This is a genomic window from Mesorhizobium subarcticum, assembly GCF_055456085.1.
This window is the reverse complement of sequence record NZ_CM144237.1, coordinates 5,666,566-5,690,588: the sequence shown is the minus strand read 5'-3', so window position 1 is coordinate 5,690,588 and position 24,023 is coordinate 5,666,566. Positions and strand designations below refer to the sequence as shown.

General features: G+C 61.6%; 25 protein-coding genes. 19 read left to right on the top strand and 6 right to left on the bottom strand.

What is annotated here, in order from left to right:
* Nucleotides 1-27 precede the first annotated feature (27 nt).
* Genes ACZYHG_RS27965 through lptF form a run of 3 tightly spaced genes read right to left on the bottom strand, consistent with a single transcriptional unit; the run spans nucleotide 28 to nucleotide 4,705 of the window.
* A complete protein-coding gene (locus ACZYHG_RS27965; protein ID WP_464611324.1) occupies nucleotides 28-2,421 on the bottom strand; it encodes an LPS-assembly protein LptD in 2,394 nt (797 codons plus the stop codon).
* Entirely contained in the window at nucleotides 2,421-3,506 is a 1,086-nt protein-coding gene (gene lptG / locus ACZYHG_RS27960) for an LPS export ABC transporter permease LptG (protein ID WP_464614806.1), read from the bottom strand. Before lptG ends, ACZYHG_RS27965 begins: the two co-directional genes overlap by 1 nt.
* Nucleotides 3,503-4,705 (bottom strand): LPS export ABC transporter permease LptF, encoded by a 1,203-nt coding sequence (gene lptF / locus ACZYHG_RS27955; protein WP_464611323.1) that lies wholly within the window; start codon nucleotides 4,703-4,705, stop codon nucleotides 3,503-3,505. The genes lptG and lptF overlap by 4 nt, the downstream gene beginning before the upstream one ends.
* 364 nt (nucleotides 4,706-5,069) lie before the next feature.
* Here lptF and ACZYHG_RS27950 point away from each other — a divergent pair, with 364 nt between their 5' ends.
* From ACZYHG_RS27950 to ACZYHG_RS27900, 11 genes are all read left to right on the top strand, one after another.
* Complete coding sequence (locus tag ACZYHG_RS27950) at nucleotides 5,070-6,581, top strand: leucyl aminopeptidase (RefSeq protein ID WP_464611322.1); 1,512 nt, start codon at nucleotides 5,070-5,072, stop codon at nucleotides 6,579-6,581.
* A gap of 9 nt (nucleotides 6,582-6,590) precedes the next feature.
* Nucleotides 6,591-7,040, top strand: a complete 450-nt coding sequence (locus tag ACZYHG_RS27945; protein WP_464611321.1) for a DNA polymerase III subunit chi — start codon at nucleotides 6,591-6,593, stop codon at nucleotides 7,038-7,040.
* Between the two features lie 116 nt (nucleotides 7,041-7,156).
* A complete protein-coding gene (locus tag ACZYHG_RS27940) occupies nucleotides 7,157-8,269 on the top strand; it encodes a DUF262 domain-containing protein (RefSeq protein ID WP_464611320.1) in 1,113 nt (370 codons plus the stop codon).
* On the top strand, nucleotides 8,266-8,910 hold the full coding sequence (locus tag ACZYHG_RS27935; RefSeq protein ID WP_464611319.1) for an MAE_28990/MAE_18760 family HEPN-like nuclease: 645 nt from the start codon (nucleotides 8,266-8,268) through the stop codon (nucleotides 8,908-8,910). Before ACZYHG_RS27940 ends, ACZYHG_RS27935 begins: the two co-directional genes overlap by 4 nt.
* A 97-nt stretch (nucleotides 8,911-9,007) precedes the next feature.
* A complete protein-coding gene (locus tag ACZYHG_RS27930) occupies nucleotides 9,008-10,024 on the top strand; it encodes a 3-oxoacyl-ACP synthase III family protein (RefSeq protein WP_464611318.1) in 1,017 nt (338 codons plus the stop codon).
* Nucleotides 10,021-11,022 carry an NAD-dependent epimerase/dehydratase family protein gene (locus ACZYHG_RS27925; protein WP_464611317.1) on the top strand — a complete coding sequence of 334 codons (1,002 nt, stop codon included), beginning with the start codon at nucleotides 10,021-10,023 and terminating at the stop codon, nucleotides 11,020-11,022. The genes ACZYHG_RS27930 and ACZYHG_RS27925 overlap by 4 nt, the downstream gene beginning before the upstream one ends.
* Nucleotides 11,019-11,843, top strand: a complete 825-nt coding sequence (locus tag ACZYHG_RS27920) for an MBL fold metallo-hydrolase (protein ID WP_464611316.1) — start codon at nucleotides 11,019-11,021, stop codon at nucleotides 11,841-11,843. Before ACZYHG_RS27925 ends, ACZYHG_RS27920 begins: the two co-directional genes overlap by 4 nt.
* Nucleotides 11,840-12,802 carry a CoF synthetase gene (locus tag ACZYHG_RS27915; protein WP_464611315.1) on the top strand — a complete coding sequence of 321 codons (963 nt, stop codon included), beginning with the start codon at nucleotides 11,840-11,842 and terminating at the stop codon, nucleotides 12,800-12,802. Before ACZYHG_RS27920 ends, ACZYHG_RS27915 begins: the two co-directional genes overlap by 4 nt.
* 51 nt (nucleotides 12,803-12,853) lie before the next feature.
* Nucleotides 12,854-13,102 carry a hypothetical protein gene (locus ACZYHG_RS27910; RefSeq protein WP_464611314.1) on the top strand — a complete coding sequence of 83 codons (249 nt, stop codon included), beginning with the start codon at nucleotides 12,854-12,856 and terminating at the stop codon, nucleotides 13,100-13,102.
* Nucleotides 13,099-14,235 carry a GNAT family N-acetyltransferase gene (locus ACZYHG_RS27905; RefSeq protein WP_464611313.1) on the top strand — a complete coding sequence of 379 codons (1,137 nt, stop codon included), beginning with the start codon at nucleotides 13,099-13,101 and terminating at the stop codon, nucleotides 14,233-14,235. Before ACZYHG_RS27910 ends, ACZYHG_RS27905 begins: the two co-directional genes overlap by 4 nt.
* Nucleotides 14,232-15,239 carry a Rieske 2Fe-2S domain-containing protein gene (locus ACZYHG_RS27900; protein WP_464611312.1) on the top strand — a complete coding sequence of 336 codons (1,008 nt, stop codon included), beginning with the start codon at nucleotides 14,232-14,234 and terminating at the stop codon, nucleotides 15,237-15,239. The genes ACZYHG_RS27905 and ACZYHG_RS27900 overlap by 4 nt, the downstream gene beginning before the upstream one ends.
* Nucleotides 15,240-15,308: 69 nt before the next feature.
* Here ACZYHG_RS27900 and ACZYHG_RS27895 read toward each other — a convergent pair whose 3' ends face one another.
* Complete coding sequence (locus ACZYHG_RS27895) at nucleotides 15,309-16,466, bottom strand: ATP-grasp domain-containing protein (RefSeq protein ID WP_464611311.1); 1,158 nt, start codon at nucleotides 16,464-16,466, stop codon at nucleotides 15,309-15,311.
* A gap of 156 nt (nucleotides 16,467-16,622) precedes the next feature.
* Between ACZYHG_RS27895 and ACZYHG_RS27890 the strand changes: the two genes are divergently transcribed.
* Both ACZYHG_RS27890 and ACZYHG_RS27885 read left to right on the top strand, forming a co-directional pair.
* Nucleotides 16,623-17,234 carry a hypothetical protein gene (locus ACZYHG_RS27890; RefSeq protein ID WP_464611310.1) on the top strand — a complete coding sequence of 204 codons (612 nt, stop codon included), beginning with the start codon at nucleotides 16,623-16,625 and terminating at the stop codon, nucleotides 17,232-17,234.
* Nucleotides 17,231-18,094 (top strand): 23S rRNA (adenine(2030)-N(6))-methyltransferase RlmJ, encoded by an 864-nt coding sequence (locus ACZYHG_RS27885; RefSeq protein WP_464611309.1) that lies wholly within the window; start codon nucleotides 17,231-17,233, stop codon nucleotides 18,092-18,094. Before ACZYHG_RS27890 ends, ACZYHG_RS27885 begins: the two co-directional genes overlap by 4 nt.
* 21 nt (nucleotides 18,095-18,115) lie before the next feature.
* Here ACZYHG_RS27885 and ACZYHG_RS27880 read toward each other — a convergent pair whose 3' ends face one another.
* Nucleotides 18,116-19,006: an AraC family transcriptional regulator gene (locus tag ACZYHG_RS27880; RefSeq protein ID WP_464611308.1), complete on the bottom strand. Its 891-nt coding sequence runs from the start codon at nucleotides 19,004-19,006 to the stop codon at nucleotides 18,116-18,118.
* 50 nt (nucleotides 19,007-19,056) lie between these two features.
* Here ACZYHG_RS27880 and ACZYHG_RS27875 point away from each other — a divergent pair, with 50 nt between their 5' ends.
* The 5 genes from ACZYHG_RS27875 to ACZYHG_RS27855 all read left to right on the top strand — a co-directional run bounded on the left by ACZYHG_RS27875 (nucleotide 19,057) and on the right by ACZYHG_RS27855 (nucleotide 22,496).
* Nucleotides 19,057-19,479 carry a VOC family protein gene (locus tag ACZYHG_RS27875; RefSeq protein WP_464611307.1) on the top strand — a complete coding sequence of 141 codons (423 nt, stop codon included), beginning with the start codon at nucleotides 19,057-19,059 and terminating at the stop codon, nucleotides 19,477-19,479.
* Between the two features lie 136 nt (nucleotides 19,480-19,615).
* On the top strand, nucleotides 19,616-20,068 hold the full coding sequence (locus ACZYHG_RS27870; protein ID WP_464611306.1) for a hypothetical protein: 453 nt from the start codon (nucleotides 19,616-19,618) through the stop codon (nucleotides 20,066-20,068).
* 137 nt (nucleotides 20,069-20,205) lie between these two features.
* Nucleotides 20,206-20,787, top strand: a complete 582-nt coding sequence (locus ACZYHG_RS27865) for a TetR/AcrR family transcriptional regulator (RefSeq protein ID WP_464611305.1) — start codon at nucleotides 20,206-20,208, stop codon at nucleotides 20,785-20,787.
* Nucleotides 20,784-21,620 (top strand): EamA family transporter, encoded by an 837-nt coding sequence (locus tag ACZYHG_RS27860; protein WP_464611304.1) that lies wholly within the window; start codon nucleotides 20,784-20,786, stop codon nucleotides 21,618-21,620. The genes ACZYHG_RS27865 and ACZYHG_RS27860 overlap by 4 nt, the downstream gene beginning before the upstream one ends.
* 261 nt (nucleotides 21,621-21,881) lie before the next feature.
* Nucleotides 21,882-22,496: a LysE family translocator gene (locus ACZYHG_RS27855; RefSeq protein WP_464611303.1), complete on the top strand. Its 615-nt coding sequence runs from the start codon at nucleotides 21,882-21,884 to the stop codon at nucleotides 22,494-22,496.
* 7 nt (nucleotides 22,497-22,503) lie between these two features.
* On the opposite strand, the gene ACZYHG_RS27850 is transcribed toward ACZYHG_RS27855, so the two are convergent.
* Nucleotides 22,504-22,815, bottom strand: coding sequence for a transcriptional regulator (locus tag ACZYHG_RS27850; protein ID WP_464611302.1), 312 nt, complete (start codon nucleotides 22,813-22,815; stop codon nucleotides 22,504-22,506).
* Between the two features lie 536 nt (nucleotides 22,816-23,351).
* Here ACZYHG_RS27850 and ACZYHG_RS27845 point away from each other — a divergent pair.
* Complete coding sequence (locus ACZYHG_RS27845) at nucleotides 23,352-23,804, top strand: hypothetical protein (RefSeq protein ID WP_464611301.1); 453 nt, start codon at nucleotides 23,352-23,354, stop codon at nucleotides 23,802-23,804.
* Nucleotides 23,805-24,023: the final 219 nt, after the last annotated feature.

Here is a 24,023-nt window from a genome sequence, read left to right as displayed (position 1 = left end):
CCAGCCCTATGCGGCGAAACCATGTCGCTATTGGATGGTGTCGACTGCGCTGGTCGACGAGCCGAAGTCGCCAAGGGTGCGGAACGACAGGTTGAAGCCGATGCTCTGCGTCACTTCCCTCGTGGTCAGGTCACGCGACTGCGAGTACGTCATCAGGTAGGTGAAGCAGGAATTGTTGTAGGCGAAGCCGACCCCATCCTTGACCAGCAGGCTTTGCTGCAGATCGTATGTTCCTGTCCCGAACACGCGCCAGTTCTCGGCAAGATGCGTCGATGCACCAAGCGTGACCTCGTGACGGTCGGTGGTGAAACCGTAGAGCGGCTGGGCCTGGATGAAGGCGTATTTGGCGCTCAGCGACACCGGCAGGCCTGAATAGGCGGCTTTCACCTCGGCGCGGCGAACCTCGAAGGTCTGCTCGTCGAAGCGGCCGCTGACCGAGGCCGCGAAGCCGTTCGGGCTGTTGATGCCAAACAGGCCGACATAGTCAGACTTGCTGGTTTGTAGGCCCGAATAAGCGCCGACATTGACCAGATCCGGCGCAGCGAAGGAGTTCTCTCCGCCTATCTGATAGGACTGGCCGAAAATGGCATTGGTGCCCCAGCCGTTGATGTAGGAGCCGGAATAGCGGAAGCCGACATTGGCGCGCGAGCCACCTTCGATGCGGTCATAACCGGAGAATTTGTCGCGTTCGAACAGAGTGGTCGCGTCGAACACCATGCTCTGGGCGTCTTCGTTGGGTATAGCGAGGCCGCCGACATATTGTTCGTTCGGACGCATGAACACCTGCGCCATCGGCTCGATGACATGGCTGGACCCGCTAGCCAAGGAAAACAGCAGCGGCCAACTCATCTCAAGCCCGGCGGTTGCCATGTAACGGGCAAACGATGAGCGCATGTCGTCCTGTTGGCCCAAATTCGTCGCCATCTGGTTGATGGCGGCGAGCGACCCAGATGATGCGTTGAGGTAGTCGACGTCACCCTGCAGCGCCAGCAATGGTGTCACCACCAGCCCGTCATCGGTGACGAATGTCCTTTTCCATTCGGACTCGGTGGTGAGGCGCCCGGATTTACCCTCGATGCCGGGTACGCGCACGGTAGGTATAGTCGAGCCGTCATCGAGATCATCGCGGCGGATGACCCGCGTATTGACATTGAACGACAACTGCCCGCCGGCAACCGACGTATCGGGAATGTAGGCGTAGTCGAGTGAAGGCATCACCCAGGGCTGCTGGCCGCTACGCGCGGTGCTGTCGATGGTGTCTTCTTGAACGTCGAAATGCATGGCGCGCACGTCGAAGTAATTTCGGCCATTGAGGCCCGTCAGGTAAACTGTCGACTGGTGGACGGAGGCGTTGTATTTGTCGATATTATAGGTGTTCGAAAAGTCCTTGTCGGTCTGCAGCAGTACGTCCCAGCCGAAGTTCCAGCGCTCGTTGATGGCGAACTGCCCTTGCGTACCCATCATGCCGCGGAATTTGTTTGGATCGCCCGCCGCGCCCGAATCGACATTGCGGCCGTTGCTGTCGATGAAGGCGTCTGGATTCCGCTGCTGAATCCCGGCGATCTTCAACGTGTATTCGCCATTGTTGAAGCGCTGGCGCCACTCGGCCTCTCCAAGGAAACCCTGCTTGGTGTAGCCGCTTCCCGTCACCGTCAGGTCATATGTCGGCGAAAGGGCGAAATAATACGGAACCTTGACGCTGTATCCCAGATGGCTGTTGTAGCTGATGCTGGGGATCAGGAAGCCGCTCTTGCGCTTCACCGTCGGGTCGGCAATCTCGAACGCCGGCAGGTAGGCGAGCGGAAAGCCGAAGAATTCGAAATTCGCATTCTCGAAGCGAACCGTCTTCTTCTCGCCGTTCCAGATGATCTTCCTGGCCTTCACGCGCCAGGTCGGCGCTTTGTTGGGCTTGTCTTCGCACGGTTCGCAGGCGGTGTAGACGCCATTGTGGAAGGTGGTCAGCACACCGCCCATGCGCTCGGCGCTTTCGGCGGCGAAATAGGCCTTGTCGATGGTTTCAACGCGCAGCGCGTTGGCGAAACCGTCGGCGAAATCGTCGGTGATGTCGATATGTTCCGAATTGATCTTGGTGCCGTCGCTGTTGACGAGTTCGACTTTGCCACTGGCAACCAACCGCTTGGTGGCGCGGTCGTATACAACCCTCTGGGCGACGAGGCGGTTACCGCCGTAGTCGATCTGCACGCCACCGATTGCGGTCACGGTCTGGTTGTCGTTGTTGTACTCCAGCGTGTCAGCCGCCAGCAACATCTGCGTGCCGGCCGGAACGGACGACACGTTGCCAACCTTCTGCGCCAACGCAGGCAGCGCTACGCCGCAGGCAAGCAGGCACGCCAAAGCGCTCGCCGCATAGAGGCGCGCCAAACCGGCCTGCCTGTTGCTGGGCAAAAACGCCTCCCTCACTAGCCGTCTTCCTTGTATAGCAGGAAAGTCACCCCGAAGAACATAGCTACCACGACCGGTACCCAGGCGGCTATGGCGGTCGGCACGAATCCTGCCACGCCGAATGCCTTCACCAGCACCGAAACGACATAAAGCAGAAACCCGGCAACGACGCCACCCAGAATCATCGTTGCCGACTGCCCCATTCGCGCAAATCGCATTGAAACTGTTGCCGCAATCAGCGTCATGGCGACGAGGAGGAACGGCAACGCCACCAGCGAATCGAACTGCATGGCAAAGGCATTTGCCTTAAGGCCGAAGGAGCGGGCAACCTCGATTTTTCCGGGCAGGTCGTAGAACGGGATGGTTTCCGGGCGCGCCAGCCGCTCCTGCACGAATTCCGGCTTCAAATAGGTCGGCACACGATCGCTTGCCGCTGGCGTGATGATGCCGTTCCGGAACGTCTTTACATCCTGCAAATCCCAATATCCGTCGCGAAGATAGGCGCGGGCAGCGTCCTTGCGCTCGACGATATTGCCTTGCGGGTCAAGAATGAAAAAGACGACATCGGCCATCTCAAGGCCCTGATTGAGGATCGCCCGAGCGCCGATAATGGTGTCACCGGAGCTGGTTTTCTGGCGGATCCAGGGGGCGGCGTCGGCCGAAACCGTATTTGATTTGCCGGAGCGCAACTGGGTTTCGATCTGCTCGGACCAGGAGAAGGCGTGCGCGGCGAGCGGGTTGATGAGCCCCACCGACACAAAGCCGAACAGCAAAGCCCCGATGCAGCATGGCAGCAGGAATTGCCAGGCGGAAACACCCGCCGAGCGCGCGATGACCAGTTCGTAACGGCGGTTGAGCGAAACCAGGGTCGCCATTGCCGAGAACAGGCCGACAAACGGCACCGTCTGCAGCATGATCATCGGCATCCGAAGGCCCGAAATGGCCACCGCCGTGCCATAGGTGAAGCCGGGCAGGCCGGTAGTACGGCCGGACAGCTCGGTGAAATCGATCAGGAACACCAGCGCCAGCAGGCCCAGGAAGAACCAGATCGTGATCGTCAGGTAGCGGAAGAAGAAATAACGGCCCAGCGTCCAGCCCATCAGCCGATCCCCTGACCTGAAGTGCCGCGCCGGGAGAAACGCAGCTTGAGCGCGTTCCAGCCGTCGCCAACGCGGCTCGCCAGGTTCGTCATCCAGTCCGCCCAGGCCACCGGCAGTTCCATGGTCCGATTCGAGACGATGAACCAGATGGCTACCACTCCAGCCACGATAGGCACGCAATAGACCATGTAACCGTATACCGCCTCTTCATCGGCCTTGCTGGCGGCAAAGAAACCGAGCCAGCGCACGAACAGCGATATCGTGATGGCGGTGATCAAGGGATTGATACGCGCCTCGCGATGCGAGCGCGCATCGCCTGCGACCGCGAGCGCGATCAGCGCGAAAACCATGGAATAGGTCCATTCCGAAAACCGCTGGTCGATCTCGGCGCGGTATTCCTGGGGGTTTTGCTGAAAATTCTTGTCGTTGGCACTGGGATTGAGCAGGTATTGGGTCGTCTGGTCCTTCGGCAGCAGCGTTACCTGGTTGGCTGCCGCCAGGAAGGCCGACATGTCGAAGGCATAGGAGGTGAACCGGATAACGGACAGATCTCCCGTCACCGTTTTGCGGTGGATGACGCCATCATTCATCACCAGGACTTTTTCACCGTTTCGCTCGGCAACGCTGCCGGTCTTGGCGTAATAGACGAGATTGACGCCTTCCTCGCGCGAATCGGCGACGAAGACGCCGCCCAGCCTGTTGTCGGGAAGCCGCTCACCGATCTGCAGGAACAGCCCGTCCTCGATCTTTCGGAAGGTTCCTTCCTGGATGATCAGCGACAACAGATCGGAGCGCGACTCGGCCACCAAAGCGCGGTTCTTCTGCCGTGCATAGGGGTCGATGCCATTGTCGACGGCAAAGGAAAAAACGCTGGCCGCAAGGGCTAGAAGCATGATTGGCCGCACGATCGTCCAGCGCGATGCGCCCGCTGCGTTGACGACGGCGAGCTCGGAATCCGAATTCATGACACTGAGTGTCTGGGCGACCGCCACCACCAGCGCGAAAGGCACGACGATCGGGATGATCGAGGGAAGAATGAGGGCGGCGACCTCGAAGAAGGTCAGCGACGACTGGCCGCTGTCGGTAACCAGATCGATCTTGGCCAGCACCTGCGTGGTCCATACGATGGCAAGCGTCCAGACCAGCGCTGCCAGGAAGACCACGAAAGCGCGGCGCATGATGTAGCGTTCAACGACCTTCATGAAGGCTTTACTCGGTTTTCTCGAACGGCATCATGCCACCACGCTAAGGGTAGCTGTCCGGCGACGCCCGCACAACTGGCTGCGATAGGCTCGATCAGGCAGGCGATCCGGTTCCCGTCCCACGTCGCGTGCCGCAATGAACCGGAGTGTCGGAGGGAATGGATAAGAAAGGGCGAACATCGATGGTTAACAATAGGTTGCGGCATGAAGCGGGGCCGTGCCGCGACGAATCGCCATCGATTCCATGTGTCATATGGGTAGCCATTTTGGCAAAGTCTTGCCAAATGCCGGAAAACGACCAAATGTCGCGGATCGCTTCAAACCGCGTCGCATACCATCGCGCAATCCCCGAAAGCAGGACATGATGAACCCGAGACCGTCGATCGCCTTTGCAAAATTCGCCGCGCCTCAGCAAGCGGCGAACAGGAAGGGCACCGTCTTCGTGCTGTCGACAGATGACGGTGGCCTGAGCGATGCTGCCAGGGCTTACGATCCCGGCAAGACACTCGACCGGGCCTTCCCGGTGGCAGAGTTCACGGGCAAGTTCGCCGGCGTCGTCGAGATTCTGGCGCCGGAAGCAACGTCGCTCGACAGGTTGATCGCGATCGGTACCGGCAAGGTGTCGGGGCTCGACGAATACGCCTGGCTGAAACTCGGCGGTACCATTGCGGCGTCGCTGCGCAAGGCAACCGACGTCGCCGTGGTGTTCGACCTCGTCGGAGCCTCGCCCGACGGCAAGGATGCCGCCAACCTGGCGGCGGGCATTCTCCTGCGAGGCTATTCCTTCGATAAGTACAAGACCAGGAAGGACAAGGATGACCCAAAGGCCGATCCGAAGAAGCCGGTCAAGATAACCATCCACACCGCCGACCCGGCAGGTGCCAGGAAGGCCTTCGCGGAAGTCGAGGCGGTGGTCGACGGCGTGCTTCTGGCGCGCGACCTGGTCAACGAACCGGCAAACGTGCTGGGACCCGTCGAGTTCGCCGCCTACGCCAAGGAACTTGAGGCGCTCGGCGTCAAGGTCGAGATCCTGACCGAAAAGGAGATGAAGAAGCTCGGCATGGGCTCGCTGCTCGGCGTCGCCCAAGGCTCGCCTCGTGGCGCCCGCATGGCGATTATGCAGTGGAACGGCGGCAAGCCCAAGGACAGCCCTGTCGCCTTTGTCGGCAAGGGCGTGACCTTCGACACCGGCGGCAATTCGATAAAGCCGGCTTCGGGCATGGAGGACATGAAGGGCGACATGGGGGGGGCCGCTGCGGTAACCGGCCTCATGCATGCCCTGGCCGCGCGCAAGGCCAAGGCCAATGTCGTCGGCATCATCGGCCTGGTCGAAAACGCCGTCGACGGCCACGCGCAGCGCCCCGGCGACATCGTCACCTCAATGTCGGGCCAGACCATCGAGGTGCTCAACACCGACGCCGAAGGGCGCCTCGTGCTGGCCGACGCGCTGTGGTACTGTAACGAGCGTTTCCAGCCGAAATTCATGGTCAATCTGGCAACGCTGACCGGCGCTATCATGGTCGCGCTCGGCCTGCACTATGCCGGCCTGTTCTCCAACAATGACGAATTGGCGGAAAGGCTGACGGCGGCGGGGCAGGCGACGCAGGAACGGTTGTGGCGCATGCCGCTTGGTGCCGAATACGACAAGCTGATCGATTCCAAGAACGCCGACATGAAGAACATCGGCGGTCGTTATGGCGGTGCCATCATCGCGGCCCAATTCCTGCAGCGTTTCGTCAAGGATACGCCTTGGGCGCATCTCGACATCGCCGGCACCGCCATGGGCGCGCCATCGAGCGAGATCAACCAGTCCTGGGGTTCAGGCTTCGGCGTGCGCCTGCTCGACCGGCTGGTGCGCGATCACTACGAAAGCTGACCGCGATCCATGGCCGACGTGCTGTTCTACCACCTGACCGAGTTGACGCTGGAGGATGCGCTGCCCGGCCTGCTTGAGCGCAGCGTCGATCGCGGCTGGCGCGCCGTGGTGCAGACCGGCACCGAGGAACGGCGCGATGCGCTCGACCAGCATCTATGGACCTTCCGCGATGATTCGTTCCTGGCGCATGCGACCGATCGCGAGGCCTATCCCGGCGAACAGCCTGTCCTGTTGACCACCGGTGACGGCAATCCCAATGAGGCTAAAATAAGGTTCCTGGTCGACGGCGCGGTGCCGCCTGAGCTCAGCAGCTACGAGCGTGCCGTGTTCCTGTTCGATGGCCACGACGCCGCCCAGGTCGAGGCGGCCCGCGGCCACTGGAAGGTGATGAAGGATGCCGGCCACGCGGTGACCTACTGGCAGCAGACGCCGGACCGCCGCTGGGAGCGCAAGGCGTAAGCGGGGGTTGGCTGCGCCTCAAGAAATCCGGATGGAGTGAGTCAAATATTGGCTTTGCAGCCTTTAAAGTATAGATGACGTTATATTTATTAGTTTGCGAACACGTGGAGGCAGCAGTGCTTGAAAAAGAGATTGAGGACGCTAAGCGTCTTGTAAAGACGGACGCCTATCAGATGTCTGTCGGTGAGATTATAAATATGTATAGGGATGGTGAGTTGATCATAAACCCCGACTTCCAACGCCTGTTTCGTTGGGAGATTGGCCAGAAATCGAAGCTGATTGAATCTCTTCTTCTAGGAATTCCTCTTCCGTCCATTTTTGTATTCGAAAAGGATGACACGAAATGGGAACTTATTGACGGCCTGCAGCGAATCTCAACATTGCTTGAATTTATGGGAGTGTTGAAGAGCCCTACAACAGGCCAAAATGAGGTTCCCAGTTCGCTGGTCGCAACAAAATATCTTCCATCATTAGACAAGGTTGTTTGGGACAAGTCTCCAGAAATACAAGATGTTCCGGTTGATGACCAAGTTCCTTTGCCTGGCCCGCTTCAATTGGCTGTTCGGCGCAGCCGCCTCAGCGTTGAGATCTTAAAAAGACCTAGCTCCAATGAGACGAAGTATGATCTATTCCAGCGTCTAAATGCAGGTGGGACGCAAGCCAATGCTCAAGAACTGAGAAACGTCATCGTCATTATGGTAAGCCCTGCATATTATCAGTTTATGAAGGAGTGTTCTCAAAGGCAGTCATTTTTGGCGGTGCTTTCAGCTAGTGCAGATCAGCTTGAGAAGCAGAGGGATATGGAGTACGTATCTCGTTTCTTTGTGCACACGTACATTCAATTTGATGGCAAGTTGGACGTTGAGGATTTTATCGACAAAAGTATAGTTGATCTAGCAGCTGTCGCTGAAACACAGAAAGCCGCGGAGACTTTCAACGCGACATTTGATCTTCTTCACGAGGCATACGGCAACGATGCGATTTGCCGTTTTAACAACGGTCAGCCGACTGGACGCGTAGTACTGGCCGCCTACGAGTGCATCGCCATCGGAGTCGCCAAGAATATCGCTCATATTCAGGCGAAAGATAATCCCGTGGAGTTCATCCGCCAACGGATAGTTGATTTCTGGCAGAGCCCAGCTATCGACAATTTCTTCGTCGCTGGTTTGCGGGGAACTGTACGTATCCAGCGGACGATTCCGTTTGGAACGGATTGGTTTTCAGTATGAGCAAGCCCTATTCAGAACAGAATCTTTCAGATCTGTTCGACGAGGATTTGATTTGGCGGCGAAGAGAGTTGTCCGACATGAAGGCGGTCGTGAAGGCCGCAGATTCAGCAGCTAAACCTGTAATGCTCCGCGCAATAATCACCATGATATATGCACATTGGGAGGGCTATGTTCGGCTGTGCGCTAACCGATATTTTGAATATCTTTCAATACGTAAGCAGCCGTACACGGCATTGGAGCGACAGATATACGTAAATGCGTTCTTAAGTCGGCTTGATGCCCTGCATCGCAGCCGAGCTAGCGTTGAAGCGCGCTGCAAAATTGTAAATGATATTTTGGACGGAACGGACGGCACATTCCGGTACGTCAATCCGTCACTGATCGATACGAAGTCGAATCTGAATACCGACGTTATCAAGGAAATCTGCCTAATTTGCGCGGTAGATCAGTCGTATTTCGAGTCAAATCGAATTTTTTTGGACCAAATTGTTCTGAGACGCCGGAACGCGATCGCACATGGTCAGCAGGAGTTCATCAAAGAGGACGAAATAGATGGTTTGGTTTCAGATATACTTTCGCTAATGCAGCATTTTAGAACGCTTCTCGAGAATAAGGTGTACCTAAAGGAGTATGCAGCCTAGGCGCCGCCGGGGACGCAATGCTTTGAGGGAGAGCAAGCACGTCTTGCAAAGGACGCAGTTATCGACGAACGATCCGGTTTAAGCATTGAAATTGAAAATGCGCAACTCACGCGGCGGGCTGAGAATGCGGATCGAGATCATCGGAACCGGGCGTGCCGTTCCGGCTGCATGCGTGACATCGCTCGCGCTTGACGAAAGATTGGGGCTTGGCCACGGCCATCTCGAAGCCGTCACCGGCGTCATCGAGCGCTATGTCTGTGAAGGCGAATCGCAGATCGATCTGGCTTGCACGGCGGCGCAAGTGGCGCTCGCCGATGCCGGGATCGAGGCCAGCGAAATCGATCTCATCATCGGCGGCTGCGGCGTGCCTTACCAGCCGCTGCCGTCGACGGCGCCGCTGGTCATGCAGCGGCTGGGCATGGCCGATGGCTCGGCCGCGGCCTATGACGTCAACAGCACGTGCCTCAGCTTCCTCACCGCTTTCGAGACCGCCGGCCGCATGATCGAAGCCGGGCAATGCCAACGGGCGCTGATCTTCTCTTCGGAGATCGCTTCGCGGGCATTGCCATGGAAAGACCAGCCGGAAATCGCCGCGCTCTTTGGCGACGGCGCGGCGGCGGCTGTTCTGTGCCGGTCGGCGTCAGGGGAGGCCAAGGTAATGGCCAATCTCATGCGCACCTATCCTTCGGCCTACGATGCCTGCGGCATCGGTTCGGGTGGCACGCGGTTCGATTTCCACGGCCAGCCGCAGGAGTTCGCCAGCCACACTCTGTTCCACATGGATGGCAAGGAGCTGTTTCGCGTCACGTCGCGCCATTTCAACAGCTTCGTCAGCGACCTTCTCGAACGGGCGGGATGGCGGCTTGACGATGTCGACCTCGTCGTGCCGCATCAGGCCAGCCCTCTTGCCTTGGCTCACATGGCGCGCCAGACAGGCTTCGCCAGGGAAAATCTGGTCGACATCGCGGCACGATACGGCAACCAGATCGCCGCCTCCATTCCATTTGCACTCGACGTGGCCCGCCGGCAAGGGCGCATCACGCCCGGCGCAAAAGTGCTCTTTCTGGGCACCTCGGCCGGGGTGTCGTTCGGCGGCATGGCGCTGCAAGCATGAGGCGCGTGCTCGTCACCGGCGCCAGCGGCTTCCTCGGTCCACATGTCGTGGACCGTCTGGCAGCGGACGGCACACAGATGGTGGCACAGGGCCGCGACTCCGCACGCTGCGCGGCACTCGAAGCGGCCGGTCATACGGTTGTCCGCATCGACCTGTCGCAACCGTTCGACGCCTCGATCAACGCCACGTTTGGCGAACTCGACGCCATCGTCCATTGCGCAGCACTCTCGACGCCCTTCGGCCGGCTGTCGGATTTCGAGACAGCCAATGTCATGGCAACCCGCAATCTCGTCGATTTCGCGCGGCGGCAAGGCGTGCGCCGCTTTGTCCACATCTCCAGCCCATCGGTGTGCTTCGCTTTTCGCGACCAGCTCGGCGTGTCCGAGGACATGGCCTTGCCGAAGCCGGTCAACGCCTATGCCCGCACAAAGCGGCAAAGCGAGGAGATCGTGCTGGCAGCGCCCGAGATCGGACCAGTTGTCCTGCGGCCGCGCGGCATCTATGGCGCCGGCGACCGCGCGCTGCTGCCACGCCTGCTTGACGCGGCGCAGCGGCCGCTGCCGCTGTTTCGCGACGGCCAGGCGCGCATCGACCTCACCCATGTCGACGATGTGGTCGACGCGGTGCTTGCCGCGCTCGAAGTCAGCAACGCCGCTCATGGCCAGATATTCAATGTCTCCAGTGGCGAGGTGCTGCCGGTGCGCCGCATCGCCGAAGGCGCCTGCGCCCGTGCCGGTGTGGCCGTGCGTTGGCGGAAGATGCCGCTATGGCCGGCGATGCTGGCGGCGGGCGTGATGGAGGCCGTGGCGCTGCGTTTGCCGGGTCGTCCCGAGCCGCTGGTGACCCGCTACGGCCTTGGCCTGTTCGCCTATGCCCAGAGCCTCGATATTTCCAAGGCCGGGCGTATTCTTGGCTGGACACCGAAAGTGTCGTTCGAGGAGGGTCTCGACCGCACATTCGGCAACGGGGCGGAAGACGCAGGGAGGGCGGCTGCGTGAAGATTGTCTTTGCCAACAGCGCCTGGGTCAGTGCCGCCGAAAGGCTGATCCTGCGCGGCGGCGGCTGGCGCAGCGTCCGGCTGCGTGTCCGCTATGGCCTGATCATCCATCCGCTGGCCGGCCCGGTGCTGGTGGACACCGGCTATACGCCGCAGGCGATCAGTGGCGACCACAGAGGTACGGCACTGCGCCTCTACGGCGCGGTGCTGAAGCCTCAGCTCAACGCATCAGAACAACCGCTGCCGCTGCTGGCGCAATTCGGTCTCACGCCGCGGGATATCCGCGCTGTCATCGTCACCCATTTCCATGCCGATCACGTTTCCGGCCTGTCGCTGTTTCCCAATGCCCGCTTCATCGCCAGCGACGCTGCCTGGGCACGGCTGAAGGCACGGACGGCCTGGCAGAACTTGCATCATGGTGTGTTCACCGAACTGTTTCCGGCGGATTTCGAGGCACGGCTCGACGGACTGTCGGCGAAACAACAGGTCGCGTCGCGCGCAGCTATTCCCGGCGGCGCCGATCTGTTCGGCGACGGCAGCGTGGTCGCCGTTGATTTGCCCGGCCATGCCGATGGCCAGTTCGGCCTGCTCTTTCCCGACAGGGAGCGCCCGCTGCTTTACGCGGTCGACGTGCAGTGGTTGGTCGCGGCACTTTTGCAGAAGCGCACGCCAGGCTTTCCGGCGAGCCTGCTGGCCGAGGATTTCGCTGCCATCGAGCCGACCAGCGCTATGTTGCGCCGCTTTGCAGCGGCGGGTGGCGACGTGATCTTCTGCCACGATCCCGTTCCGACGCCATACGATCTGGACGCCGGGGGCGAATGAACGGGCTCACTGAGGCACTGGGCTCGTTTGCCGTCACCCAATGGGTGTCGCGCAAGAGCCGCGAAAACTTCGAACGCTGGCAGGCGCGAGCCTTGCGCCGCTGGCTCGACCACGACCTGCCGAGGGCGTCCTTCTACGGCAAACCGCCACGCTGTCTCGGCGATCTGCCGGTGACCGACAAGGCACTGCTGATGGCGAATTTCGGGCGCTTCAACATCGCCGGCGTGTCGGCCAGCGATGCCTGGACCGCGGCTTCCGCCGATGGCCGCCTCGGCGACCTGACCGTTGGCGCCAGCACCGGCACTTCGGGCAATCGCGGCCTGTTCGTGATTTCCGAAGCCGAGACATATCGTTGGCTGGGCGCAATCCTGGCCAAAGCCATTCCCGATCTTCTGTGGCGCCGGCAGCGCGTGGCCGTGATTCTGCCGCAGAACACCGGGCTCTACGACAGCGCCCGGAAATCCCGGCGCATCGAACTCGGCTTCTTCGACCTGACCCTTGGTCCGGAAGGCTGGCGTGGGGACCTTGAGAATTTCGCACCGACAGTGATCATCGCGCCGCCGAAGATGCTGCGGTATTTTGCAACCGAGAATTTCAAGCTGTCGCCGGTCCGCATCTTCTCGGCCGCCGAAACACTTGATCCGGTCGACCGGCCGATCATCGAGGCATTTTTCTCGCTTCCGCTCGACCAGATCTACATGGCGACGGAAGGGCTGTTCGCGGTCACCTGCCGGCAAGGCGGCCTTCATCTGGCGGAAGATTCGGTGCACTTCGAATTCGAGCCGGTCGGCGACGGCCTGGTCACGCCGCTGGTCACCGCCTTCCGCAGGCGCACGCAGATCATGGCGCGCTATCGCATGAACGATCTGTTGCGTCTGTCCAAGGCGCCCTGTCGCTGCGGCTCGCCACTGCGCACGGTGGACGAGATTGTCGGGCGCGTGGACGATGCTTTCCGGTAGACCTCAGCGCATGGACGGATCCTGGTCACCCCCGATATTTTGCGAAACGCTGTGCTGAAGGCGGACCGCCGCATCGACGATTTCCGGCTGATCCTGACCACACCCGATGCCGTCGAATTGCGGTTGGCGCCCGACCTTGCCGGTGATGCAGCGCAGGCCGCACTGGCGGCAGTGCGCGCGCTGCTAGCGGCGCGCCGGTCAATCGCCACTGTCGAACTCGTTCGTGCACCGCTGACGCTGGAAACCAGCCGCAAACTGCGCCGTGTAGAATGTCGGCTGACGCCAGGAGCGGCTCCATGAGCCTCGCAACCCTCGAAGACACCCAGGCCGACCGGGTCGAGAACAGCCCACGCCAGGTCGAGGTCTTCGTCGGACTTTTCAACGAAGTGCCGGTGCATGATCTCATTCGCAACCTGACGGTCAAGGTCGAGACTTTTGAGGTTGCCGGGCGGAGCTTTCCGCTGACGCTGAACGATGCCCGGGAGGCGCCGAACTGTTACATCTGCTGTCCGTCCAGCGCCTATATCGACTACGCCATCGACGAAACGCGCAACTTCAGCTCAGTGCCACTGCTGCAAGGGACGGTTCGCGCGCTGATCCGAGCCTGCGCGCCGCTGGTCAAAGCGAGCGGTCTCGATCACCAGGCGCAGCTCAACAACTGGCTCTATTCGACCAATCCGGTGCCCCGGCTCGACAGAACTGCGATCGCGGCGATAAGGGTCGGTCTGACAGCGCGCTTTCCCGACCGCGCCATCGTCATCCGTTCGCTCAATGAGATCGCCGATCGCTCGACCATCGCGGCACTGAAGGCGGAGGGCTTTCGCATGCTGGCGGCGCGGCAGATCTACATCTTCGCCGATCGCAGTGCCACACCGCCAATGACACGCGACATGAAGCGCGACCGCGCCCGATTGCGCGCGACGCCCTATCGACGTGTTGGCAACAGCGACTTCACCGATGCCGATTACACCAGGAGCGAAGAGCTCTACGCGATGCTCTATCTCGACAAGTACACGCCGCTCAATCCGCACTACACCGCACGCTACATCAGCGAGATGCATCGGCGCGGTATTCTGCAGCTCGCCGGCTTGCGTGACGGCAGTGGCAGGCTCGTCGCCGTCACCGGCCTGTTCGAGAATGGCGGGACGCTGACCCAACCCATCGTCGGCTACGACACCAGCCTGCCGGCCAGCGACGCGCTCTACCGCATGGCGATGGCGATGGCGCAGGATCATGCCACGGCGCGGGGTCTGTTCTTTAACATGAGCGCCGGTGCGGCCGATTTCAAACGCCGTCGCGGCGCCGTGCCGGCAATCGAGTACAACGCCGTCTATGTCGGCCATTTACCCCGCCGTCGCCGCGCGGCGGTGCGGATCATGGAAAAGGTTCTGGCGCTGGTGGGCATACCACTGCTGCGGAGATTTGAACTTTGAGCGAACGCCAGGGCAAGATCGGGCCGAAGGACATCTGGCAAGCGGTGGCGCTGTCGGCCGATGTTGGCCGCAAGCCCTGGCGTGTCCTGCTTGATGGCGCGCCGATCGTGCTGTTTCGTTCGAGCACCGGCATATCGGCCCTGTTCGACCGTTGCGCGCACCGTCTGGTCGAATTGTCGACTGGCAAGATCATCCAGGGCGAGCTCGAATGTCCCTATCATGGCTGGCGCTTCGACGGCGACGGTCACTGCACCGCCATTCCCGGCCACGTCGGCGCGGTGCCGCATTACCGGGTGCGGCGCTATCATGCGATCGAGCGTGACGGCGTCGTCTTCGTGGCGATCGGCGCGCCCACAGGCGAACCCTATCTGCACTGCATGCAGGGCCAGGATGTGATCGTGCGGCGCGTGCGTTCTTCGACGCAATCGACGGTCATCGATGCGGCGGAGAACATCCTTGATGCCACGCACACGCATTTCACCCATAAGGGTCTGTTGCGGGGCCTCAGTGCCAAGCGCCATCTGGTTCGGGTCGAGGTCACCGGCGGCGAGGGCTGGGTCGAAGCCTGCTACACCGGCGAAGAGCGCCAGCAGGGCTTTATCAGCCGGCTTTTGGAAGGAGAGCGGACCAAAACCATCGGCCGCTTCCGTTACCCCGGCATCGCCGAGCTGGAATATTGGGGCAAGGGCGGGCTCGTGCTGGCGACGACCTTTCATCTGCGCCAGGCCGATGAGCGGACCGTCGAGGGCGTCGGCTGGCTGATCGGCCAGCGCCAGGGTGGCTTTGGTCATCTCAAGGCGCTCGCCTTCAAACCGCTGTTCAACATTGCGCTGGAGCAGGATCGCAAGGTGTTGAAATCGGCGAGCGACAATGCGCGCTTTCCGCCTGCGGTGCTGCCGGCAATCGGGCCGCTGGATTTCCTGCGGCGCGACATATCAGCCATCATGGACGGCAAGATGCCATCGGCCGCGACGGAGCCGCGCGTTCACCAGATCGAACTTTAGGTCTCTACGGATACAGTCAGAAAAGCTCGCCTGAACAAAGCGATAGGCGCGTTTGCGGAATCATTTTCATCAATCCTGAAGCGGTCCGTTCCACTCGATGTCGCGGGTCGACGCGGCCTGCAGGCTTATGCGCTGGCGCAGTGCCGTGCCGGCGATCTCGGCCAAGGCGCGCCATTGTGCCCGCTTCGGCGCGGGGTCGCCGGGCCAGTCGAGCAGTTCGCCGGCTTCGCGCATCGTTTGGGCGAAACGCCCGATCTCTCGCGATCGCAAAGCCGCCGGCAATCCATAAATCCACATCGCCAGCCGCACCGTCTGTGGCACATTAACGTCCGGCATCACCTCGTCGCCATCAGCGAGCACGGCCTCGGTGAAGCGCTGCGGGTCGCAAAAGAAATGCAGGCCGCTGGTGGCGCGCGGATTGCATTCGAGCGGCAGAATACCGCCGCTCTGGTCGCGCATCAGGTCGAAGGAAATCTGTCCGGTCCAGCCGGTGCCGGCAACGAAGCTTGCAATGAACCTTCGCACGGCAGGGTCGTCGACCAACTCGAAGCAGATACCGGCGCCCTTGCCGGCGCGGTAGAGCGAGCGATAGAGCCCCAGGGCCTTGAGCTCGCCTTTCACCGCCACCGCATAGGCACTGATCTCATCGCCGCTGACGAAACGCTGTGCCACCCATGGGATTGCCGGTGACGGGTTGATGGCGTCGAGCGTTTCCGGTGGGGGGCGCAGCAGGACATGGCTGGCAAAACGCGACCAGACCGGTTTGAACACCAGCTCGCGGGACTGACCACGCACGGCTCGCAGATCATCCTTGCTTTGCAGCAGCGCTGTCTCCGGCACGGCAAGGCCGAGGCTTTCGGCCAGTCGTATAAACGCGTGCTTGTCATGAACCTCTGCCAACAGCGCCATATCGGGCGCAAACAGCCGGGCCGGCACGGCGCGGTCGCGCCAGACCTGGCCGAGATGGAAGATCTCTTCGCAAGTCGGGATGACGAGTTCGATGCCTTCGCTGCGCACCAGCGCTTCCAAGGCATCGCCATAGGCACGTCCGGCAAAGCGCGGTGGCGGCAGACGGAAATAGCCGGCGCAGGCCGTGCTTGCGGCGGCGATCGGATGGGCCGGGCTGTCGGCAAGGATCACGCGCCGCCCGGCGGCGTGGAGCAGGCGCGCCAGATGCAGTGCGACAGGGGCACGCGCCCCGGTGATCAGCACGGTTCTATTTGGCATGGAACATCAAGAGGCATCACCGTGGTCGCTTCGTTGGCCGGAAGCGTTGCGCGAATTTCGAAGCGTTGGCAACGCAGGCTGGATCGATGGCCAAGCCATCGCCTTTTGATCGTCGGGGCGCTATTGGCAGGGTTGCGGTACTTTGTGGTGATATGAATGCGCTTCTTGTTTTTCCTGATCCTGCTCGCCGGCATTGGCGTCGGTGCCCTCTATCCCTGGGCGATCTCCAACTTCTCCGGCCATGAGATCGGCACTTGGCGGGTCTACGAACAGGGCCATTTCAAACCGGTGACGGTGCCACTCTCCGACCGCGACGCGCCGGTGCGAGTGCTGGTCGATTTGACGGCGCGGGCCGAGCGCATCGTTTCGCAGCAGCGCACCGTACTGACGCTGACCGCTGCCGCCAATGGCCGCACGGCGCTTGCCTCGACGCTGCAGTTCAACCACTCGGACAATCCGCGCCAGGTCAGCCCGCAACTGCCCGACAAGATTTTTCGCGATGAGGCCGGTATCATCGCGACCGTCAATCCCGGCCCCTACACCTTCACCGTTGGTCCAGGCGACGCCGAGGACATTCCGATACGTGCGGTCGATCTCATCTTGCGCTCCGGTGCTGGTAAGGCAGACAGGCGTGCGCGGCCGGTCGGCTTTGTGCTGATGGCGATCGGCTTGGTCGGCTTCCTGCTGACCTTGCGCTTTGGTGGCGGCCGGCCGGAAAATCCGAACTCGCAGCCGCCACCGCCACGCTGGGGCAGGGGATCCAAGTGAATTATCGCCACGCCTATCACGCCGGAAATTTCGCCGATGTCGTCAAGCATGTCGTGCTGACAAGGCTGCTCGACTATCTGAAACAGAAGGACAAGGCATTTCGCGTCGTCGATACCCATGCCGGCATCGGCCGCTACGATCTGTCGTCGGTCGAAGCACAGAAGACCGGCGAGTGGCATGGCGGCATCGGCCGGCTGATCGATGCCTCGTTCGACGCCAAGACGAGGGCGCTGCTGGCGGCCTATCTGGAGACGGTGCGCTCGCTCAATCCCGAGGGCGGCGTGAAGAAATATCCGGGCTCGCCGCTGCTCGCACGCCATCTCCTGCGCAAGCAGGACCGGTTGTCGGCGATCGAGCTGCACCCGAAAGATGTCGCGAAGCTCAAGGCCGAATTCGCCGGCGATTTCCAGACCAGGGTCATGGAGCTGGATGGCTGGCTGGCGCTCGGAGCGCATCTGCCGCCAAAGGAGAAGCGCGGCCTGGTGCTGATCGATCCGCCCTTTGAGGAGCCGGGTGAGTTCGATCGCCTCGTCGACGGGCTCGAAAGGGCGTACAAGCGCTGGCCCGGCGGCATCTATGCACTGTGGTATCCGATCAAGGATCGCAAGGCGATCATCGCCTTCAGGAAAGCGCTGAAGCAATCCGGCATTCCGAAAATTCTCGACATAGAATTCGAGATCAGGCCGGCCTCTTCGGAACCCAGCCTCGACGGCAGCGGCCTGATCGTGGTCAACCCGCCCTTCATTCTTGAAGGCGAATTGCGCACGCTGCTGCCAGCCCTGCACAAATTGCTAGCCGTGGGCAGGCCCGCGCACTGGTCGCTGGAATGGCTGGCTGGGGAGAAGGCGGGCACGGCTTAGACCATGTCGGTCGCGGCCCTGCTACACTCCAGTGTCAGCCAGCGCAGCCAGCGCGGCCGGCGTGATGCCGGATAGCCGCCTGCTTTCTCGTATCAGGTGGGCCTGGTCGGCATAACCGGCCTCGATCGCCAAGACCGCGGTCGAGGTATTGCTGGATGCCTTTCGCAGGCGCCTGAAGCGGTGGAAGCGCAGGATCCGGAGGAGCGTCTTGGGGCCGTAGCCGAAACTTTCCTCGAAACGGCGCCGCAATGTTCGTTCGCTCATATGCAGGGAGCGCAAGAGGAAAGGCACCAGCGGCTTGTTGGCTGGCAGACCCCGGTCGATAACGTCAAAGGCAAAGCCCATGGCCGCATCGGGCGCATGGCGATCTTGAGCCTGTGCCCCGATTGCCGCCTCCAATTGTTCCACCAGCCCAGCGAGATCGGGCGTGGCCCGGATGCGGCCTGCCAGATGGCGCGCCCTGGCGCCCCAGAGCTCGCATAAGTCAAGGCGTTCTCCGATGATCCGGTCGGCCGGCACGCCCAGCCAACCGGCGGCGGCCCCTGGCCGGAATCTGAATCCGACAATCGTCGCGCCTGGCGGCAGTATCTCGATCTGCGGCTCCCGGTCAGGTCCCGCGACCCGGAACCGGCCGTCGATCCATTGCAGGTCGATCGTCGCATCTGGCGTTATCACGACAGGTGGAGCGTCCTGGTCCCGCATCCGGTGGACCCAGACGGATGCGAAGGCGGCGCCCAGTCGCCCCTCTGCGGACCGTTCCTGGAAAAAGCCCGTGGTTTGCGCCAGTACCGCTTCCATCCCGTCAGCCTCCGTCAAGCCGCCATCGAGCCACTGGCCCCGGCCATTTTGGCCGAAATCTTCAAGGCGCACCGTTCCCACCATGGCAAACCGCGCGAAGCATTTCGGTGCCATTCGCGGCCACCGACATCGCGCAGTCGTGAATATAGAAAGGACAAACCGAAATGAAAGCTCGCATCAGCGTCATCACGCTTGGCGTCGACAATCTGGAAGCGTCGCTCGAATTCTACCAAAACGGACTCGGGCTTCCGACCGAAGGCATCATCGGGAAAGAGTTCGAGCACGGCGCCGTCGCCTTCTTCGATCTGCAGGGTGGCTTGAAGTTCGCGATCTTCGAACGCCCCAATATCGCTCTTGACGCCGGCATTGCCCAAACCGGCCGCAGCCCGACCGAGTTCACCATCGGTCACAATGTCACGAGCGAGGCCGAGGTCGATGCCGTGATGGCGCAGGCCATCAGCGCCGGCGCGCGCCTCGTCAAACCGGCCCAGAACACGTTCTGGGGTGGCTATGCCGGCTATTCCCAGGACCCGGACGACCATCTCTGGGAAGTTGTCTTTAACCCTGCATTTCTTCCCGAGGTCTGACCTGGAGAGGAACACGCAGCCGGTAAGGACGTTGGTGGAAGGTCCAGCTCGTTTCTGGAAACCATTGTTTCGGCAACCGCTTGACCGCCGCCAAGCGAATCCGCACAGTGCGCGCAATCGACCTTGAGAGGCTGTCATGACTCGCTTCGCCAAATCCGCACTTGCTGCCCTGATTTCGCTCTGCACCCCGCTTGCCGCGCCCCTCGGCGTCACGCAGGCAGTGCAGGCGGCCGACTATGGCGTCTATGCCGACGACGATGGCGGCGTCTGCGGCCAGCCCTGGGTGCTGAGCAAGATTTCCAGCCGCTTCTCCTACCAGGTGCACCACGTGCCGCATCTGCCGGATGTGCAGATCACCGACTTCCGGCGTATCCACCAGCACCGCTATCTGCCGGCCAACGACACCTGGCCGATCGGCCGTCGCTATTGCGGCGCCACCGTCAGCCTCTCCGACGGCCATGACCGGACAATCTGGTATCTGATCGAGGAAGGCCAGGGCTTTGCCTCGATCGGCGACAATGTCGAGTTCTGCGTCTCGGGCTTCGACCGCTGGATGGTCTATAATGGCCGCTGCCGCGTCCTGCGTTAAGGGCGGCCTTCCCACAATCGATTTCCTTTAGCGCCTGCGACCGGATTGGCCGCAGGCGTTCTTCGTGCCGTGTTGACAGAAGACACTATCCGCCGCATAGCTATGAGACAGACCTGTCTCATCACTTGGTGCGTATCATGACGCCGTCAGCTCTCTCCGACAAACGCCAGCATGTCATCGAAACCGCCTACGCGCTGTTCAAGCGCGCCGGCTTCCATGCCACCGGCATAGACCGGATAATCGCCGAGGCCGAAGTGGCCAAGATGACGATGTACCGCCATTTCCCCAGCAAGGACGAACTGATCGTCGCGGTACTCGACTATCGTGCCAGGCGTTTTGACGATCAGCTCGACCGGCTTGCCCTGAAGGACATCGCGCCGGAGCAGAAGATCGCTGAGATTTTCGACTGGTATGGGCGCTGGTTCCGCAGCCCTGATTTTCATGGGTGCCTGTTCGCCCATGCGCTGGCCGAGTTCGGCGATCCCCGGCATCCGGTGTTCGAGGCTGTTTCCCGGCAGAAGAATGGCTTGAGGCAGCGCATGCAGTCGATCCTTACGCAGGCGATGCCGCGCGGGCGAGCCGAGAACGTCGCGGCGACGCTGTTGATGTTTATCGAAGGGGCGACCCTGATGGCGCAGATGGGGCAGGCGGACACCGCCCTTCGTGAAGCCCGCAAGACGGCGTTGGATATCGTCGCCGCTTCGCGCAGGCCGCAATGAGCCCGCTGGTCATCGGGCTCGCGCTCTTCGCCGCGATCCTGCACGCAAGCTGGAACGCCTTTCTGCGAACCGGAGCCGACAGGTTGTGGACCGTCACCGTCATGAGCTTCTCCAGCACGGCGCTCGCCATTCCCCTTGCAATCCTCAACGGCTTTCCAGCCGCATCAGCCTGGCCCTATGTCGCCCTCTCGGCCGGCCTGCAGGTTGGCTACAGCATGTTTCTGGTGGCCGCCTACCGTTATGGCGAACTGGGGCAGGTCTATCCGATTGTTCGCGGCAGCGTGCCTCTGCTCGTCACGCTCGGCGGCTTCCTGTTCGCCGGCCAGCAGATCACCATTCCTGAGAGCGTGGGTGTTGCCCTGATCGGCGGTGGCATCATGGGTCTTTCGCTTGGCCGTGGAAGAACGGCCACGACGTCGATCCTCTATGTGCTGGCGACCGGGGCAATCATCGCCGCCTATGCGACGGTCGATGCGATCGGCGTTCGTGTGGCGGGCAATGTCGGCGCCTACACAGCCTGGGTCCTGCTGGCCTACGGCGCCTTGCTGCCGGCGACCTTTGTCGCTTATCGCGGCCGGCTCATTGTCGACCCGCGAGCGCCGGAAACCCGCAAGGCTTTGGGCGGCGGCCTGTTCGCGCTTCTGGCCTATGGCGTCGTGGTTGCGGCCTTCGCGCTCGGGCCTGCCGGTCCGATCACCGCGATCCGCGAGACCAGCGTCGTCTTCGCGGCCTTCATCGGCCGACTGTTTCTCGGCGAGACGCTGACGCCGCGTCGGGTCGGTGCCTGCGCCGTCGTCGCGCTAGGCGCCATCTGCCTCGGCTATCAGCCGTGACGATAATGCATGCACCTGTCGGCACGCGCAGCGCCACGATCGACAATGGCCTGTTGGTGATACTCGCGGCGCCTGCGGCTCGGGTCTCGCAGGGCTTGCCTATTCGGCATGGGGCTGGAGCGGCACCTGCCTGTTCGGCGTGGCCTCCGCGGCGGCCGCGCTGCTGCTGTCGCGAAGGCGCTGAATTTTTCGGGCTATCGCCGGCAAGCAAATCGGCTAATCTGAACACCCGAGAGTAACGCATTACCTTCGGGAGCCTTCATGGACCTTGCCACCATCCTTGCCTTCGCGGCCGCCTTCTTCGTGTTCGCCGCCAGCCCTGGCCCCGACAACATGACGATCGTCGCCCGCACGATCTCCAGCGGCGCGGCGTCGGGCATCGCCTATGGCGCCGGCACCGTGGTCGGCATCCTCATCTTCCTTGTGCTCGCTGCCTTCGGCTTGGCGATTATCGCCGCCAAGATGGCAATCGTCATGACGGTGCTTCGCTATGGCGGAGCGGCCTATCTGGTCTGGATGGGCATCAAGCTCTGGACGGCCGCGCCCGTCGTGCCGGAGCTGCAGCCCGTCTCGGGGCGGCGTGGCCTGCTGACGATCTTTGCCACGGGTGTCGCGCTCAATCTTGGCAATCCGAAAATGCCGCTGTTCTATGTGGCACTGCTGCCCAACGTCGTCGGGGCCTCGCTCACATCAGCGCATCTCGGCATCCTGGTCGCAGTGATCCTGGCTGTCGAAATCGTGGTGATCGGCGGGCATGTGATTCTCGCCGGCCGTGCCCGCAATCTGTTGCGCACGCCCAGGATTGTGCGCCGGGTCAACCGCGCGGCAGGCGGCGTGATGATCGGCGCCGGCATCGCCGTGGTCGCCACGCGCTGAGGCAGTGCTATTTCCTGCGTTGTGTCGGCTCGGCCTGATCGATGATCTTGCGAAGAAAGGCAATGTGGCCGCGAAAGGCCCGCCGCCCAATCGTTGTTGCCTTGACCCGTGTCTGCGGCCGTCGCCCGACGAACAGCTTTTCAATATCGACATAGCCCGCTCTGGCCAGCGTATCGAGATGTGCCCCGAGATTTCCATCGGTGGTGTCGATCATCGCCTTCAACTGGGTGAACTCCAGTGCCTCGCGCCTTTCCAGCGTGTTCAGCACGGCCATGATCCTGAGCCGTGTGCTCTGGTGGATAATGTCGTCGGCGCTCATCTAGAAGCTCCAATGCGGCAAAGCCTTGGGCTGTGGCCATATGTGGCCAGGCGATTCGCGAACAGCGTCATTGCTTTCATGGGGTCGAAATCGAAGCAGACTCATAGCTGGTGCAGAATACTCTGCTGAGCAGAGTCATCTGTCAACAAGCCACCGAGCGACGGAAGCATGCTTGACAAGGTGATCTTCAGATGGGTCGTCGCATAGCACGCGGACCGCTCGCTTGCAGAAGATGATCGCCTCGATGAGACGGCAGGTCATGATATTTACGACCGAAGATCATGCGTGAAGCTGCGGGCTAATCTTTGCAGCTTCATGGTGGCGTCGCATCGAGAATGCCGGTGTCAAATTGCTGATGGCATCAGAAGATCAACAGAGGATTTTTGCGATGACGAGTGCGATCATGTGCGGATCTCAACCAAAATTTAAGCTGAGAAAATCATACCATTGCTTCGCTGGCTAGCGAGCCGCGAGTCAGATATGCATTGCGCGCCGGGGTCATTCACGGCCATCGGCATAACGTGAAGGGGCATGACATGGCTAAGCAGTCATCTAAAGCGCCGGCATCCAAGGCACCGGCAAAGAAAGCACCTGCAAAAGCAGTCGCGGCGAAGGCCGCAACGGCAGTGAAGAAGGCAGCGCCTGCGAAGGCGGCGGCAAAGCCCGCAGCCAAGGCAGCACCGGCCAAGAAGCCGGTCGCAGCCAAGGCTGTGGCGAAGCCGGCAGTGAAGAAGGCAGCGCCCGCCAAGGCAGCGGCAAAGCCGGCGGCGAAGGCAGCCCCGGCGAAGAAGCCAGTGGCCAAGGCGGCGGCAAAACCCGCGGCCAAGAAGGCAGCGCCTGCCAAGGCTGCGGCAAAGCCCGCCGCGAAGGCAGCGGCAAAGCCGGCTGTGAAAGCAGCAGCGGCCGCGACAAAGCCCGCGGTGAAGAAAGCCGCCGCGCCGAAGGCCAAGGCAGCGCCTGCGAAGGCGAAGGCTCCGGCCAAGAAGTAGACCGGGTCGTTGGGGCGTCGCGTGTCCTTCGGGACTCCGCAAAGGACGCTCTGACGCTCTGGGTCGAAGCATATTCGGCAACGGGTTCAGCCCTCGGGGCTGAGCATCGGGAAGGGGCCGAGGGGCAAGCAGAGCGAGGCGCGTCAGTTGGCTGCCTCGCTCGCCCGATCTGGTTCTCTCCTTGCCGTGTTGGCGAAGGTCCCGGCACAATGCCTGGGG